14 protein-coding genes are annotated in these 14,909 nt (G+C 61.8%); 3 read left to right on the top strand and 11 right to left on the bottom strand.

The window, feature by feature from the left end; genetic code table 11:
* The first annotated feature begins 28 nt into the window (after window positions 1-28).
* Complete coding sequence (gene glnA / locus X751_RS147885; RefSeq protein ID WP_023672775.1) at window positions 29-1,438, top strand: type I glutamate--ammonia ligase; 1,410 nt, start codon at window positions 29-31, stop codon at window positions 1,436-1,438.
* 136 nt (window positions 1,439-1,574) lie between these two features.
* Here the strand turns inward: glnA and X751_RS147890 are convergent, their stop codons facing one another.
* Window positions 1,575-2,615 (bottom strand): glutamine synthetase beta-grasp domain-containing protein, encoded by a 1,041-nt coding sequence (locus X751_RS147890; protein ID WP_023672774.1) that lies wholly within the window; start codon window positions 2,613-2,615, stop codon window positions 1,575-1,577.
* 317 nt (window positions 2,616-2,932) lie between these two features.
* On the opposite strand from X751_RS147890, the gene X751_RS147895 reads away from it, so the two are divergent.
* Entirely contained in the window at window positions 2,933-3,130 is a 198-nt protein-coding gene (locus tag X751_RS147895) for a DUF2735 domain-containing protein (protein WP_023672773.1), read from the top strand.
* A 94-nt stretch (window positions 3,131-3,224) separates the two neighbouring features.
* Here the strand turns inward: X751_RS147895 and X751_RS147900 are convergent, their stop codons facing one another.
* From X751_RS147900 to X751_RS147935, 8 genes are all read right to left on the bottom strand, one after another.
* Window positions 3,225-5,111: an MFS transporter gene (locus tag X751_RS147900; protein ID WP_023682590.1), complete on the bottom strand. Its 1,887-nt coding sequence runs from the start codon at window positions 5,109-5,111 to the stop codon at window positions 3,225-3,227.
* A gap of 177 nt (window positions 5,112-5,288) precedes the next feature.
* Window positions 5,289-6,080 (bottom strand): ATP12 family chaperone protein, encoded by a 792-nt coding sequence (locus X751_RS147905; protein ID WP_023714165.1) that lies wholly within the window; start codon window positions 6,078-6,080, stop codon window positions 5,289-5,291.
* A gap of 11 nt (window positions 6,081-6,091) precedes the next feature.
* Window positions 6,092-7,009: a DMT family transporter gene (locus X751_RS147910; protein WP_023714164.1), complete on the bottom strand. Its 918-nt coding sequence runs from the start codon at window positions 7,007-7,009 to the stop codon at window positions 6,092-6,094.
* 2 nt (window positions 7,010-7,011) lie between these two features.
* Window positions 7,012-7,992 (bottom strand): RluA family pseudouridine synthase, encoded by a 981-nt coding sequence (locus X751_RS147915; protein ID WP_023691252.1) that lies wholly within the window; start codon window positions 7,990-7,992, stop codon window positions 7,012-7,014.
* 133 nt (window positions 7,993-8,125) lie between these two features.
* The gene (gene crcB, locus X751_RS147920) at window positions 8,126-8,500 is read right to left on the bottom strand and encodes a fluoride efflux transporter CrcB (RefSeq protein ID WP_023745020.1); all 375 of its coding nucleotides are present in this window, start codon (window positions 8,498-8,500) and stop codon (window positions 8,126-8,128) included.
* A 53-nt stretch (window positions 8,501-8,553) separates the two neighbouring features.
* Window positions 8,554-9,384, bottom strand: coding sequence for an aspartyl/asparaginyl beta-hydroxylase domain-containing protein (locus X751_RS147925; protein ID WP_023698807.1), 831 nt, complete (start codon window positions 9,382-9,384; stop codon window positions 8,554-8,556).
* 183 nt (window positions 9,385-9,567) lie between these two features.
* Window positions 9,568-10,878, bottom strand: a complete 1,311-nt coding sequence (locus X751_RS147930; RefSeq protein WP_023701776.1) for a replication-associated recombination protein A — start codon at window positions 10,876-10,878, stop codon at window positions 9,568-9,570.
* Window positions 10,879-10,925: 47 nt separating this feature from the next.
* Window positions 10,926-12,419 (bottom strand): DegQ family serine endoprotease, encoded by a 1,494-nt coding sequence (locus tag X751_RS147935; protein WP_023736687.1) that lies wholly within the window; start codon window positions 12,417-12,419, stop codon window positions 10,926-10,928.
* 134 nt (window positions 12,420-12,553) lie between these two features.
* Here X751_RS147935 and X751_RS147940 point away from each other — a divergent pair, with 134 nt between their 5' ends.
* Window positions 12,554-13,180 (top strand): hypothetical protein, encoded by a 627-nt coding sequence (locus X751_RS147940; RefSeq protein WP_023832214.1) that lies wholly within the window; start codon window positions 12,554-12,556, stop codon window positions 13,178-13,180.
* Between the two features lie 82 nt (window positions 13,181-13,262).
* Here X751_RS147940 and rplQ read toward each other — a convergent pair whose 3' ends face one another.
* On the bottom strand, window positions 13,263-13,694 hold the full coding sequence (rplQ, locus tag X751_RS147945; RefSeq protein WP_023682598.1) for a 50S ribosomal protein L17: 432 nt from the start codon (window positions 13,692-13,694) through the stop codon (window positions 13,263-13,265).
* A gap of 104 nt (window positions 13,695-13,798) precedes the next feature.
* Entirely contained in the window at window positions 13,799-14,809 is a 1,011-nt protein-coding gene (locus X751_RS147950; protein WP_023682599.1) for a DNA-directed RNA polymerase subunit alpha, read from the bottom strand.
* Window positions 14,810-14,909: the final 100 nt, after the last annotated feature.

Here is a 14,909-nt window from a genome sequence, read left to right as displayed (position 1 = left end):
AAACGTCATCACACAGGGAAGAAACGACATGACGACAGCCAAAGACATCATGAAGCAGATCAAGGACAACGACGTGAAATTCGTCGACCTGCGCTTCACCGATCCGAAGGGCAAGCTGCAGCACGTCACGATGGATGTCATCGAGGTCGAGGAAGACATGTTCGCCGACGGCGTCATGTTCGACGGCTCCTCGATCGCCGGCTGGAAGGCGATCAACGAGTCCGACATGGTGCTGATGCCCGATGCGGACACCGTCCATATGGATCCGTTCTTCGCCCAGTCGACCATGGTCATCCTGTGCGACATTCTCGATCCGGTCTCCGGCGAATCCTACAACCGCGACCCGCGCGGCACCGCCAAGAAGGCCGAGGCCTACATGAAGGCCGAAGGCATCGGCGACACCATCTATGTCGGCCCCGAAGCCGAGTTCTTCGTCTTCGACGACGTCAAGTACAAGGCCGATCCCTACAACACCGGGTTCAAGCTGGACTCGACCGAACTGCCGTCCAACGACGACACCGACTACGAGACCGGCAATCTCGGCCACCGCCCGCGCGTCAAGGGCGGCTACTTCCCTGTGCCGCCGATCGACAGCGCGCAGGACATGCGCTCCGAAATGCTGACCGTGCTCGCCGAAATGGGCGTGCGCGTCGAAAAGCACCATCACGAGGTTGCCGCTGCCCAGCACGAGCTCGGCATCAAGTTCGACACGCTGGTCCGCAACGCCGACAAGATGCTGATCTACAAATATGTCGTGCACCAGGTCGCCAACGCCTATGGCAAGACGGCCACCTTCATGCCGAAGCCGATTTTCGGCGACAACGGCTCGGGCATGCACGTCCACCAGTCGATCTGGAAGAACGGCAAGCCGACCTTCGCCGGCAATGAATATGCCGGCCTGTCGGAGTCGTGCCTGTTCTACATCGGCGGCATCATCAAGCACGCCAAGGCCATCAACGCCTTCACCAACCCGCTGACCAACTCCTACAAGCGCCTTGTGCCTGGCTATGAAGCCCCGGTGCTGCTCGCCTACTCCGCGCGCAACCGTTCCGCCTCCTGCCGCATTCCGTTCGGCTCGTCGCCGAAGGCCAAGCGCGTCGAGGTCCGCTTCCCCGATCCGGGCGCGAACCCCTACCTCGCTTTCGCCGCCATGCTCATGGCCGGCCTCGACGGCATCAAGAACAAGATCCACCCGGGACAGCCGATGGACAAGGATCTCTACGATCTGCCGCCGAAGGAACTGAAGAAAATCCCGACCGTCTGCGGCTCGCTGCGCGAAGCCCTGCAGAGCCTGGACAAGGATCGCGGCTTCCTGAAAGCCGGCGGCGTCTTCGACGACGACCAGATCGACAGCTACATCGAGTTGAAAATGGCCGAAGTGATGCGCTTCGAAATGACCCCGCATCCGGTCGAATACGACATGTACTATTCGGTCTGAGCGATAAGCCTCAGCGCCAAGGAAAACCCCGGCGTCAGTTCAGACGCCGGGGTTTTTGTTTGACCAATAGCAGACCGTAGACGTGGTAGCAGCAGGCTACGGCGCAGGCTTACGAAGCCTGCGCCGCTATAGATGCTTAGGCGGCCGCCGAAACCTGCGCGCTGGTCGAAACCTCCGCGATGGTCTTCAGGATCTGCGAAGCGATCTGATAGGGGTCGCCTTGCGAATTCGGGCGGCGGTCTTCCAGGTAGCCCTTGTAGTCATTGTTGACGAAGGAATGCGGCACGCGGATCGAGGCGCCTCGGTCGGCGATGCCGTAGCTGAAGCGGTTCCACGGAGCGGTCTCATGCTTGCCGGTCAGGCGCTTGTCGTTGTCCGGGCCGTAGACGGCGATGTGGTCCATCAGGTTCTTGTCGAATTGAGCCATCAGCGCTTCGAAATAGGCCTTGCCGCCGACTTCGCGCATATAGGCGGTCGAGAAGTTGGCGTGCATGCCCGAGCCGTTCCAGTCGGTGTCGCCGAGCGGCTTGCAGTGATACTCGATGTCGATCTCGTATTTTTCGGTCAGGCGCTGCAAGAGATAGCGGGCCATCCACATCTGGTCGGCGGCCTTCTTGGAGCCCTTGCCGAAAATCTGGAATTCCCACTGGCCCTTCGCCACTTCGGCGTTGATGCCTTCATGGTTGATGCCTGCTGCGAGGCAGAGGTCGAGATGCTCCTCGACGATCTGGCGCGCGATCGGGCCGACATTCGAATAGCCGACGCCGGTGTAGTACGGGCCCTGCGGCGCCGGATAGCCGCTCTCGGGGAAGCCGAGCGGACGGCCGTCCTTGTAGAAGAAATACTCCTGCTCGAAGCCGAACCAGGCGCCCTCGTCGTCGAGGATGGTGGCGCGCTTGTTGGACACATGCGGCGTCACGCCATCTGGCATCATCACTTCGCACATCACCAGCACGCCATTGGTGCGGGCCGGATCGGGGAACACGGCAACCGGCTTCAGCACGCAATCGGAGCTATGGCCTTCGGCCTGCTGCGTCGAGGAACCGTCAAAGCCCCACAGCGGCAGCTGCTCGAGCGTCGGGAACTCGGCGAACTCCTTGACCTGGGTCTTGCCGCGAAGATTGGGGACCGGCGTGTAACCATCGAGCCAGATATACTCGAGCTTGTATTTCGTCATTCTAGAGCCTCTCGTTGCTTGATCACCGAACCTGGATGACGCCGGCGCGCCGAGCCATCCAGCAGCCCAGCTGCCAAGCCAATAAAATGCAAATCGTGTGCCACTTCAGTTGGTCAGGGTGCGGCAAAAATGCCCTTTCATGCCGGTGACGAAGGCAAGCCGCCTAAGCAATGCGCCCGGATCGATCAAAGGCAGAATTTGCTTAAATAACAGGCAAATGCCGATCTTTCTTTAGGCATCTTGCCTAAATGGATTGCAGGACTTACCTTGATGGAAAGATGAATCGAAGAGCCTCTCCAGAAGAAAGGAGACCGACCATGGAAATCACCTCAGCCCGTCCGTCGGCCAAAATCCTGATGTTCCCGGTGGCAGCGCGTGCGGGTGCCTCAAATTTAGGCGTAAAGGCCAAGTTTGCGGCAGAGCTTGCTTCGCTGCGCGATCAGCCGCTTGACCATGGCGAGGCTTGGTATCATGAGGCCGCCATTGCGGACGCCGAACAGCCTCGCAAGAGCTAGGCGTCTTCCGCGCTGATAGATCGAACAGGCCCACAAATCAAAAACCCGGCGCGATCGCTCGCGCCGGGTTTTTTGTTTGATACAGGGCCGTCGGCTACTGCTTGGTATGCAGGTCGGTGCCGAGCGTATCCCTGACGAAGATCATGCCGATGATCAGCGTCACCGCCGCGATCACCACCGGATACCAAAGGCCATAGTAGATATCGCCCTTGTAGGCGCTGAACGCGAACACGATCGCGGGCAGCAGGCCGCCGAACCAACCATTGCCGATGTGATAGGGCAGTGACATGCCGCTGTAGCGGATGCGTGTCGGGAACATCTCGACCAGGATCGCCGCGATCGGCCCGTAGACCATGGTCACGTAGAGGACCAGGATGAACAGGATGCCGATGACCTTGGCCCAGTTGACCTGTGCGGGGTCGGCAAACATCGCGAACGCGCCCGCTGCCGGAACGCTGTAGACGGTCACCTCGGTGGCGCCCGCGGCTTCGTCCTTGGTCAGCACCTTGTCCTTGATCGCCTGTTCGGTCGGGACTGCGGTCTTTTCGCCGGCGCGGATGGCTGCCGCGTCGAGCTTCAGTTCAGGATTGGCCGCGACAAAGGCGTCGAGCTTCTGGTCGGCAACCTTGGCGGCAGCACGCTTCAGCGGATAACCGCCACCCTGAAGCGCGAGGTTGATACCCTTCTTGAAGGCAGCGTCGCTGGCAGCCTTCTTGTCGCCTGCGGCCTTGGCATCATAAGACGCCACGGTTTCGCTGCCGATCATGACACTCGCCGGGGTCCCCGCCGCCGCCGTCGAGACGATGTCGTAAGGCACCGAGTTCTTGGCAAGGAAATCGGTCGCGATATCGCACGAACTGACCGGTACGCGCGTGCCGGTCGGATTGAACTGGAAGTTGCAGTCTCCCGGAGCCGCCGTCACCGTGGCGCGCGTGTTCTGCTGTGCGGTGGCGAGCGCCGGATTGGCGGCCCAGGTCAACGCCTTGAACAGCGGGAAGGTGGTGACGACCGCCAGCGCAAGGCCGGCCATGATGATCGGCTTGCGGCCGATCTTGTCGGACAGCCAGCCGAAGAAGACGAAGAAGCCCGTGCCGAGTGCCAGCGCAATGGCGATCATGATGTTCACCGACTGCGCGTCGACCTTGAGCACATTGGCCAGGAAGAACAGTGCGTAGAACTGACCATTGTACCAGACCACGGCCTGACCGGCGGTGAGGCCGAACAGCGCCAGGATGGCGATCTTGGCGTTTTTCCATTGGCCGAAGGCTTCCGACAGCGGCGCCTTGGAACTCTTGCCCTCCTCCTTCATGCGCAGGAAGGTCGGCGATTCCGAAAGCGACAGCCGGATCCAGACCGAAATGCCGAGCAGGATAGCCGAGACCAGGAACGGAATGCGCCATCCCCAGGCGTTGAAGGCGTCCTTGCTTACCGAATTCTGCACTAGCAGGATGACAATCAGCGACAGGAAAAGGCCGAGCGTCGCCGTCGTCTGGATCCATGACGTGTAGAAGCCGCGACGGTCATCCGGCGCATGTTCCGCGACATAGGTCGCGGCGCCGCCGTACTCACCGCCAAGCGCCAGGCCCTGCAGCATGCGCAGCGCGATCAACAGGATCGGCGCCAGAATGCCCAGTGTCTCTGAACCCGGAAGCAGGCCGACAAGGAAAGTCGACAGACCCATGATCATGATGGTGACAAGGAATGTGTATTTGCGGCCGACGAGATCGCCGATGCGGCCGAACACCAGCGCGCCGAACGGGCGCACGATGAAGCCGGCGGCGAAGACCAGCAGCGTGAAGATGTAGCGGGTGCTTTCGGGAAACGAGTTGAAGAAGGTCAAGCCGATCGCGCCGGCCAACGCTCCGTAGAGATAGAAATCATACCATTCGAAAACCGCGCCCAGCGAGGAGGCGAAGATGACCTTCTTCTCCTCTCGTGTCATGCCGCGGCTGGCTCCGCCGGCGGTCGATGCCAATGCCATTGAACTGTCCTCCCGTGAATCGTCTGCCTTCGACGCTGGGCGTCATCGTCGGCGTTCCCTCTGAACGCGACTCAAACCAGCCATCAGCGTAAAAAATGACAGAAAGCGACCGCCGGAGGCAGACAGACCTTGGGTTTATGACTTTGGTATTAGGTGCAGTGCGGCAAAGGCCGAGGATCAGGTCTTCAGCGCATCGAGCAGGCCGACGGCCGCCATCATGTCGCGTTTGCGGGCCGAGCGGCGTGCGACAGCCTCGGCATCCTGGCCCCAATGCTCGATCTGCCAGTCCTCGTCGACATGGCCGGCGGCCCAAGCCGCGTCGCCATCGAGCGCGCCGTAATCGACCGCCAGCGCCAGCAGCGCCGACCCGGTCAGCGAAGTCATGACATGGATTGCGGCCAGCCGCAGCGGCTCGGCACGCTGGGCAAGATGAGCGCCGAGCACTGCGATGCTCTCGCGCGGCTGTTCGACATGGATAATGCCCTCGGCGAGGTTGAATCGAGCCCCTAATGTCACCCTCGCCCAGTCGATCACCGGATCCCAATGCTGGTTCTGCCGCTCGACCAGCCCCTGTGGCGCGTCGGCGCGGTAGCAGGTCAGATCGGACGAGGCGAAGCGCAAGACGTCCTCCAGCACCGCCTGCGGGCCGCTGGCGACGCCGTCGATGGCGGTGTTGACCAGACGCAGCACCGGCATCGTGACCGGGTCGATGGTCTCGCCCTGTGCAGCGAACTCATTGGCGACCAGGGCGGCGGCGTTTTCGGTCGGCAGCGCCAGCAGCGCCTTGCCCGGCGTGCGCACCGGCTTGCCATCGAGGTGGACGGCAAAACCGTCCTCCACAGCTACGACCGACACGTCCTTGTAGAAGCGCTTCGGCAGGTGCGTCTTCATCTGGATCTGGGCGCGGCGGACCGGATCCGGATCGGACAGATGCTTTCCCGCTTCGAGGTCGTTGAGGATGTCACGCATGGTCGAACTTTCTATCCAGGTACCTGCTTGCGCGCCGGCCGGTTGACGATGATCAGGCCGACAGCGATCAGCCCAAGCGCCACAAAGATCCTGGTCGTAGGCGCCTCGCCCAGAATGATAGCGCCGCAGAGGACGCCGAACACCGGCGACAGGAAAGCGAAGCTCGACAGGGCCGATGCCGGATAGCGCCTGAGCAGCCAGAACCACAGCACATAGGTGAAGGCAACTATATAGAGCGACTGGAACAGCAGCGCCAATGCCGGCAAGGCACTGACCGCGCGGATCGGCGGGCCGGCGAAAGGCATCACCAGGACACCGACAATGGCCGCACCGGCCAACTGATAAAGCAGCAATTTCTCGGCACTGGTCTCGACCAGTTTCGAACGCTTGATGACGATGCTGGTCGCCGCCCACAGGATACCGGAGCCGAGGCTGAGCAGATCGCCCATCAAGGTCATCTCGGTGCCGCCGGCAATCCCGTCGGAAAACACCGCCACCAGGCCGCAGAAGGCGAGAACGAGCCCGCCAAGCTTGCGCGCGTTGATACGCTCACCGAGCAGGAAATGGCCGCCGATCAGGACCCAGAACGGCATGGTGTTGACCAGCAGCGTGTTGCGGGCAACGGTCGTGTATTCCAGCCCGATATAGAGGCACAGGAACTCGACGCCGAACAGCACGCCGACGATGATGCCGGCGACAAGCGACCCGTCGGCCTTAAACAGCCTGATGCCGCGCAGCCAGCACCAGCCGAGCACACAGAGCCCGCCGATGATCGAACGTGCGATCGAGACGAAAACCGGATCGAAGCCGGCATAGGAGATCTTGGCGGCGACATAGTTCAGCCCCCAGGAAAAGGTCAGCCCGACCATGATGGAAGCAGCCGCCAGATCGACCGCATCGCGGCGATCCAATGCCGAGGCAACGGCCAATGTCAGTCCTCCGCGCTGGCGTCGTCGAAGCCGATCAGGTTCCAGCTCTGGCGCATATGCGGCGGCATCGGCGCGGTGACGTCGATGACGCCCTTGTCCGGGTGCGGAATGACGATGCGGCGCGCATGCAGATGCAGGCGGTTCTGAATGCCGCCCGGAAAGTCCCAGTTGGTGTCGGCCTCGAAATATTTGGGGTCGCCAAGGATCGGGCAGCCGATATAGGCGGCATGAACGCGCAGCTGGTGGGTGCGGCCAGTGTACGGCTCCATTTCCAGCCAGGTCATCGTCTGAGCCGCCTGCTCGATGATGCGGTAGTAGGACACGGCGTGGTCGGCGCCCTTTTCGCCATGGGCTGCCACGCGCACGCGGTCGCCGTCCTCGGTCGGTTCCTTGATCAGCCAGGTCGAGATCTTGTCCTCACGCTTGGGCGGGACACCTTTGACCAGCGCCCAATAGGTCTTCTTGGTCTCACGCGCCCGGAATGACTCGGAAAGCTTCATCGCCGCAAGCCTGGTGCGGGCAACCACCAGCACGCCCGATGTGTCGCGGTCGAGCCGGTGCACCAGGCGCGGCTTCTCGCCCTTCTGGCTGCGCCAGGCCTCCAGCATGTCGTCGACATTGCGGGTGACGCCCGAGCCGCCTTGCACCGCCAGGCCCGCCGGCTTGTTGAAGACGAAGACTTTTGGATCTTCGTGGATCAGCATCTTGGCCAGCACATCGGCGTCGCCCTGGTTGCGGATCGAGTAACCCGTAAGCGCACTCTCGCCCTTCTTGTCGACCTCGAGCGGCGGCACACGCACCACCTGGCCGGGCTCGACACGGCTGTCGGCCTTGACCCGGCTGCCATCGACGCGGATCTGGCCCGAGCGCAGCAACTTCTGCAGATGGCCAAAGCCGAGGCCGGGGAAATGGGTCTTGAACCAGCGATCGAGCCGCATGCCCGCCTCGCCGGCCTCCACCGTGATCTGTTCTACGCCTGCCATGATTTTCGCTTTATCCGTTTCTAACGCGTGACCCCGAAAATCTACTCCGGCCTTCGGAAAGGATCATGCGCAAGATCAAAGTTTCTGCAGCGCGTCCAAAGGATGCGGCGTGCTCCAGGTCGGGGCAATAACACTATGAAACGGTTCTTGCGAGCCAAAGTCCCAGAAACAGGGCAATAATGGCGCCAACGACGCTGGCCAGCGCATATCCCAACGCCGGCAGCGTCGCTCCGCGCTCCCATAGGGTCGCGAAATCGAGCGAAAAGGCGGAGAAGGTGGTGAAGCCGCCAAGGACGCCGGTGGCGACGAACAGCCGGAGCTCATTGGAACCGCCGCGCCGCATCAGCGCGGCGACGAACAGCCCCATGGCAAAGGAGCCGACGATGTTGATCACCATCGTCCCCCAGGGGTAGTTGGGGCCGACGAGGCGCAAGGCGCCGATGTTGGTCAGGTGGCGGATGCCGGCGCCGATGCCGCCGCCGACCACAACAAGAAGCAGATTGAACATGCCCGTTTACTGCCCGGCCAAGGCAGTGCGGTCAATCCCTTCAGGCCAACGCCTCAGGTCGTCTCGACCTTCTTTGCCTTGCTCGAGCCGATCATCTTCCAGTTCTTGTAGAACATGGAATTGATGCGCTCGACGGTGACCGAAACGATGGCCAGAAGTCCGGCGATGAAACCGGGGAACGGCGACGGGCGGATGATGTCCATGAACACGCAGTAGCGGCGTCCGTCATACTCGTTGACCGAGCGGTGCAGCAGCGTGTCGTCGAAAATATAGAGCGGGTTGTCGTGCCAGTAATTCCTCGCGCCGTTGCATTCGACGAAAACCTCTGCCTTCACCGGCAAGAGATTGTAGAGGATGCGCAGGCTGAGCCGCAGCGGTCCGAAATGCCAGGAAGTCGATTCCTTGCCTCTGAAGACAGATACGGCAATGGTCTTGATGTATTTGAAATCCTTGTTGAATTCCGCGACATTGTCGATCCGGTGCTTGCCGTACCACTGATAGACATACATGCCGCGACGACCGGTGCCGAAATTGGCGTCGATATCGGCGATGATCTCGTCCTTGCGCGCCTTGAAGACGTCAAGAACCTCGTTGACCTCGCGCTGATAATCGGCGGGAAACTGCTCCAGCTTCCACACGCCCGGGTTCCTGTAGCAAACGAGGTCCACCAGCAGATTGAAGGGCGACAGCAGCCAGGTGAAGATGCCATTGCCGAGGAAATAGCCGCGCAACAGCGACAGATCCTTGTTGGCGTTGCGCAGCACATCGATCAGGCCGCAGACGATCCAGATCGTGGTCAGGATCGGAATGAAATAGAAGCCGAGCGCGAGCAGCGGGACAGCAATCACAGCCTGGCGAAGCGTTTTGCGAAGGGATTTTGTCATTTTCTGTTCGCGCGGCGCGCTGTCCCCGTTCCGAATTATCGCCCGTCCTGGCAGCCTCCCGGCCGAGTCATGCGACGTGATAGGGCTTTTTGTCATGCGGTACAATCACACTGCTGTGACTGGCGGGGACAGAATTTCAGTTCATCGCGGGCAGGCCGAGTTCGTCACGTTTGTCCCGCGCACCTATTTTTCCCGCTCGCTGCGCAGCTTTGCCCAATAGTCCAGCCGTTTCTTGATATCGCGCTCGAAGCCGCGTTCGGGCGGATCGTAAAAGGTCTGCCGGCCCATCTTTTCGGGGAAATAGTCCTGGCCGGAAAAGGCATCGGGCTGGTCGTGATCGTAGCGGTAGCCGGCGCCGTAATCCTCCTCTTTCATCAGCTTGGTCGGCGCGTTGAGGATGTGCTTGGGCGGCAGCAGCGAACCGAACTCCTTCGCCGCCCGCGTGGCTGCCTTGAAGGCGGTATAGACGGCGTTGGATTTGGGCGCGGTGGCGAGATAGACGGTGGCCTCGGCGAAGGCCAGTTCGCCTTCGGGCGAGCCGAGATAGTCGTAGGCGTCCTTGGCGGCGTTGGCGATAACCAGCGCCTGCGGGTCGGCCAGCCCGATATCCTCCATCGCCATGCGCACCAGCCGGCGGCCGAGATAGAGTGGATCCTCGCCGGCGTCGAACATGCGGGCAAGATAATAAAGCGCCGCGTCCGGGTCGGACCCACGCACCGATTTGTGCAGCGCGGAGATCAGATTGTAGTGACCGTCCTGGCCCTTGTCATAGATCGGCGCGCGGCGCTGGACGATGCGCTGCAGCCCTTCGGGATCGAAAACCTCGCCGGGTTTGGCGGCGCGCCAGACTTCCTCGGCCAGCGTCAGCGAGGCCCGGCCGTCACCATCGCTCATGCGGATGAGCATCGCCCGCGCCTCTTCGTCGAGCGGCAGCGCCCTGCCCTCCGTCTCCTCCGCGCGCGTCATCAGCTTGGCGATGCTCTCCTCGCCCAGCGAGTGAAACACCAGTACCCGCGCGCGCGACAAAAGCGCGGCGTTCAGCTCGAAGGACGGATTTTCGGTCGTGGCGCCAACCAGCACGACGGTGCCGTCCTCCATGACCGGGAGAAACGAATCCTGCTGGGCGCGGTTGAAGCGATGGATCTCGTCGACGAACAGCAGCGTCTGGCGGCCATTGGTGCGACGCAGCTTTGCCGCCTCGAACACTTTCTTCAAATCGGCAACGCCGGAAAACACCGCTGAGATCTGCTCGAAGGCAAGGCTGGTCTCGCCGGCCAGCAGCCGCGCCACGGTGGTCTTGCCGGTGCCGGGTGGCCCCCAGAAAATCATCGAGCCGAGCGAACCGGAGTTGATGAGCCGCGTCAGTGCGCCGTCGGGGCCGGTCAGATGCTCCTGGCCGACGACCTCGCCAAGGTTTTTCGGGCGCAGCCGATCGGCCAAAGGCCGGCCGGGCGGCGCTCTTTCCGGTTCATCGACGCTGAACAGATCGGCCATCTAGGTCTTCTGGTTGGAGCACGATCCTCAGAAATGGGAAGATCGCCTCAGTAACGCAACACCTGGCGCAGTATCTGCCCGCCGCGCTCGACGGTAAAGCGCCACCAGCGTGTATCCTGCTGGGCAAGCTGCGCCAGTGTCGCCGCCGTATCGACCGTCGTGCCGTTCACCTCGCGCACGATGTCGCCCGGCTGGAAGCCGAAATCGGCGGCCGGCGAATCGCGGTTGATGTCGACCACGGTGACCCCCTTGAGGTCGGTGCGCAGGCCGAGCCGCTGGGCGAGCCTGGGCGACAGTTCCGCGACCTTGGCGCCGGAGAACGGGCTGCGGCCATGCAGGGTCACTTCCGACGCCTTGGCGCCTTCCGGCGCGCGCTCCAGTGCAATCTCCATCGTCGCCTGCTGGCCCTTGCTCAGGATGGCGAAGGTCGCCTTGGTGCCGATCGACAGGGTCGCCATGCGGTAATCCAGCGCCTCGATGCCTTCGACCGTCGTGCCATTGAGCTGCAGCACGACATCGCCGGGCTTCAGCCCTGCCTTGGCCGCCGGTCCGGCTTCCTCAACCGACGACACCAGCGCGCCGGTCGGCTTCTCCATGCCGAGCGATTCGGCGATCTGCGGTGTGACCGCTTCGAATTCGGCGCCTATATAGGGCCGCTCGAAGAAATCGAGCCCGGCCTTGGCCGCGTCGGCGAAGGCGCGCACCATGTTGGCGGGGATGGCAAAGCCGATGCCGATCGAGCCGCCGCTGCGGCTGTAGATGGCGGTGTTGATGCCGACCAGCTGGCCGCCCATGTTGATCAGCGCGCCGCCGGAATTGCCGGGATTGATGGCGGCGTCGGTCTGGATGAAGTAGCCCGAATCCGAAACGCCGATATGGCTGCGGGCAAGCGCCGAAACGATGCCGCTGGTGGTGGTCTGGCCGACGCCGAACGGATTGCCGATGGCCAGCACCAGGTCGCCGACCTCGAGCGCGTCGGAATCGCCGATGGCGATCACCGGAAACGGCTTGTCGGAGGTGATCTTGAGCACGGCGAGGTCGAGCGTCTCGTCCTTGAGCATGACCTTCGAGGTGAATTCGCGCCCGTCGGCGGTCGCGACCTTGACCTCGTCGGCATCCTTGATCACGTGGAAATTGGTGACGACGACGCCGCTCGGGTCGACCAGCACGCCCGAGCCGAGCGAGGATTGCGCGCGCGGCTGCGCGCGGCCGAAAAATTCCTCGAAGAACGGATCGCCGTCAAAGGGCGACGTGACCTTGGCCGTCTGCGACGCATAGACATTGACCACGGCCGGCGCCGTCTGCTTGACCAGGGGCGCAAACGACAGCTGCACCTCTTCGCGGCCGAACGGCACGCGCTTGTCGGGACCGGAGGTGCCGTTCTCGCCCTCGACGCCATGCAAGAGGTCGGTCAGCACATCGGAGAGCCCCGGATCGGCTGGCTTGGCGGCGTCCTCGGCCAGGGCGTCTTTCACGGCCGGTGCCGCGGCAAAGGCGGCCAGCGCGCAAAGGGCAACAAGAAACAGCCGTTTGAAGTGCATTCCGAATCCTCCAGGTCGGGCGCCATTGTCCCGACGATTGTGCAAAATGAAAGGCTAAGCCCCTGAAATCTGATTATTCTGGCCCGCAAAGCAGCTATAGGTCGGCTTGAAACTGAAAACCTGCGTCGACCTTCATGAAAAAACAACTCCTGTCATTCCGTGACTTTTTGAAGACCGGCACTTTTGGGCCTGTTTTCCCTTCTCTGAAAATGATCGACATCGCCAGTATGCTAGGTCCGCCTGACGGCTGGATCACGGAACATGCAGAGACGATTCCGGTCTATTGGACTTTCGGAAAGCTCGAAATTTCCTTTGATGAAGAAGCACCTCATTGGATGAACTGGTTTCAGATCGAAGAAGCGGGCTATCTCGAAGGTGATTTTGAGGTTCTCACCGATCGCCTTGTGCTCTCATTGGATGGGTTCAGTGGAGAGACGACACCTTCGGAATTCTTGACTGCCGGCCTTTGGGCTCCAGAAGAGGCAGCGGTGTTCTACGCCGCCTTGAGCGACGAAATATTGCTGAACATCTGCGCGGGTCCCGTTCAGATTCATTTCCGAGTCGATACAGACTTCATCGAAGATGGGGACGCCCAAAAATACCTGACCAATTCCACCGTGTCGCGAGTGGTCAGCGATATAGATTCCCGCGCCACCCTCGACAGTATCTATTCCTATCCCCAACCGGCGTTCGAAGAGATCCCCGGCGCCTTCAATTGGAATCTGCTTAGCGGTCGCGACTACCTGATGCTTACTCGCTAAACGTAAGACACGCTAAACGTAGGACGCCGGTAACAAAAAGGGGCCCGAAGGCCCCTTGAAGTCATTCCTGAAAAACCGAGCCTTATGCGGCAGCGGCTTCCTCGTCGGTGCCTTCGGCCTCGATGCGGGCGCGGTCGCCGGCGCCCTTGGCCGAGGTGTCGCGATCGACGAACTCGATGACTGCCATGGCGGCATTGTCGCCGTGGCGGAAGCCGGCCTTCATGATGCGCAGATAGCCGCCATTGCGGGTGGCGTAGCGCGGCGCGATGGTGTCGAACAGACGCTTGACGACGCCTTCATTGCCGATCTGGGCAATGACCTGGCGGCGCGCATGCAGGTCGCCGCGCTTGCCGAGCGTCACCAGCTTCTCGACGATCGGACGCAAATCCTTCGCCTTCGGCAGGGTGGTGACGATCTGTTCGTGCTCGAGCAGCGACACGGCGAGGTTGGCGAACATCGACTTGCGATGGCTAATGCTTCTGGCGAAGCGGCGGCCTTTAAAACCGTGGCGCATGGCTCTTTTCCTTCTTCAGTTGTTCAAGAGGCCACGGCCTCTGATGGTTTTCCGCATGACCGTCGGATCGAGCGGCCCACGCCGCCGATCCTTGGACTTCATGCTCAATATTGGTCTTCGTAACGCTTGGCGAGGTCTTCGATGTTTTCCGGCGGCCAGTCCGGCACTTCCATGCCGAGGTGCAGGCCCATCGCCGCGAGCACTTCTTTGATCTCGTTCAGCGACTTGCGGCCGAAGTTCGGGGTGCGCAGCATCTCGGCTTCGGTCTTCTGGATGAGATCGCCGATGTAGACGATGTTGTCGTTCTTCAGGCAGTTGGCCGAACGCACCGAAAGCTCGAGCTCGTCCACCTTCTTGAGCAGCGCCGGGTTGAAGGCGAGCTCGGTGACGGCCTCGGTGGCGACTTCCTTCTGCGGCTCGTCGAAATTGACGAACAGGCCAAGCTGGTCCTGCAGGATGCGGGCAGCGAATGCCACCGCGTCCTCGCCCGAGATCGAACCGTCGGTCTCGATGGTCATGGTCAGCTTGTCATAGTCGAGAACCTGGCCCTCGCGGGTGTTCTCGACCTTGTAGGAGACCTTCTTGACCGGCGAATACAGGCTGTCGACCGGGATCAGGCCGATCGGCGCGTCTTCGGCGCGGTTGCGGTCTGCCGGCACGTAACCCTTGCCGGTGTCGACTGTGAATTCCATACGGATTTCAGCGCCCTCGTCCAGCGTGCAGATGACGTGGTCGGGGTTGAGGATCTCGACGTCGCCAACCGTCTGGATGTCGCCAGCCAGAACCGCACCCGGGCCCTGCTTGCGAACGACCATGCGCTTGGGACCATCGCCTTCCATGCGGATGGCGATTTCCTTGATGTTGAGGACGATGTCGGTCACGTCCTCACGCACGCCGGCAATCGACGAGAATTCATGCAGAACGCCGTCGATCTGCACGGCGGTGACAGCCGCACCGCGCAGCGAAGACAAAAGCACGCGGCGCAGCGCGTTGCCGAGCGTCAGGCCGAAGCCACGCTCGAGCGGCTCGGCGACCAGCGTGGTCAGCGTCTTCTTCTTCGACGAGAACTCGATCTTGTTCGGCTTGATCAGTTCCTGCCAATTTTTCTGGATCATGATGCTTTCCTTCCGTTGACCCGCCACCATCCAATCGTGGCGGGCGACCTGGAGTGCCGTGGAGGAGCGCCTTGAGGCGCTCGCGCGGCGTTCGGTAATG

Source organism: Mesorhizobium sp. LNJC394B00 (genome assembly GCF_000502555.1).
GTDB lineage: Bacteria > Pseudomonadota > Alphaproteobacteria > Rhizobiales > Rhizobiaceae > Mesorhizobium.
This window is presented reverse-complemented; position numbering and strand designations above follow the sequence as displayed.

Excerpts from the sequence above, each read along its gene's own strand:
- glnA (WP_023672775.1), top strand. The coding sequence starts at position 29 with ATGACGACAGCCAAAGACATCATGAAGCAGATCAAGGACAACGACGTG.
- X751_RS147890 (WP_023672774.1), bottom strand. The coding sequence starts at position 2,615 with ATGACGAAATACAAGCTCGAGTATATCTGGCTCGATGGTTACACGCCG.
- X751_RS147895 (WP_023672773.1), top strand. The coding sequence starts at position 2,933 with ATGGAAATCACCTCAGCCCGTCCGTCGGCCAAAATCCTGATGTTCCCG.
- X751_RS147900 (WP_023682590.1), bottom strand. The coding sequence starts at position 5,111 with ATGGCATTGGCATCGACCGCCGGCGGAGCCAGCCGCGGCATGACACGA.
- X751_RS147905 (WP_023714165.1), bottom strand. The coding sequence starts at position 6,080 with ATGCGTGACATCCTCAACGACCTCGAAGCGGGAAAGCATCTGTCCGAT.
- X751_RS147915 (WP_023691252.1), bottom strand. The coding sequence starts at position 7,992 with ATGGCAGGCGTAGAACAGATCACGGTGGAGGCCGGCGAGGCGGGCATG.
- crcB (WP_023745020.1), bottom strand. The coding sequence starts at position 8,500 with ATGTTCAATCTGCTTCTTGTTGTGGTCGGCGGCGGCATCGGCGCCGGC.
- X751_RS147925 (WP_023698807.1), bottom strand. The coding sequence starts at position 9,384 with ATGACAAAATCCCTTCGCAAAACGCTTCGCCAGGCTGTGATTGCTGTC.
- X751_RS147930 (WP_023701776.1), bottom strand. The coding sequence starts at position 10,878 with ATGGCCGATCTGTTCAGCGTCGATGAACCGGAAAGAGCGCCGCCCGGC.
- X751_RS147935 (WP_023736687.1), bottom strand. The coding sequence starts at position 12,419 with ATGCACTTCAAACGGCTGTTTCTTGTTGCCCTTTGCGCGCTGGCCGCC.
- X751_RS147940 (WP_023832214.1), top strand. The coding sequence starts at position 12,554 with ATGAAAAAACAACTCCTGTCATTCCGTGACTTTTTGAAGACCGGCACT.
- rplQ (WP_023682598.1), bottom strand. The coding sequence starts at position 13,694 with ATGCGCCACGGTTTTAAAGGCCGCCGCTTCGCCAGAAGCATTAGCCAT.
- X751_RS147950 (WP_023682599.1), bottom strand. The coding sequence starts at position 14,809 with ATGATCCAGAAAAATTGGCAGGAACTGATCAAGCCGAACAAGATCGAG.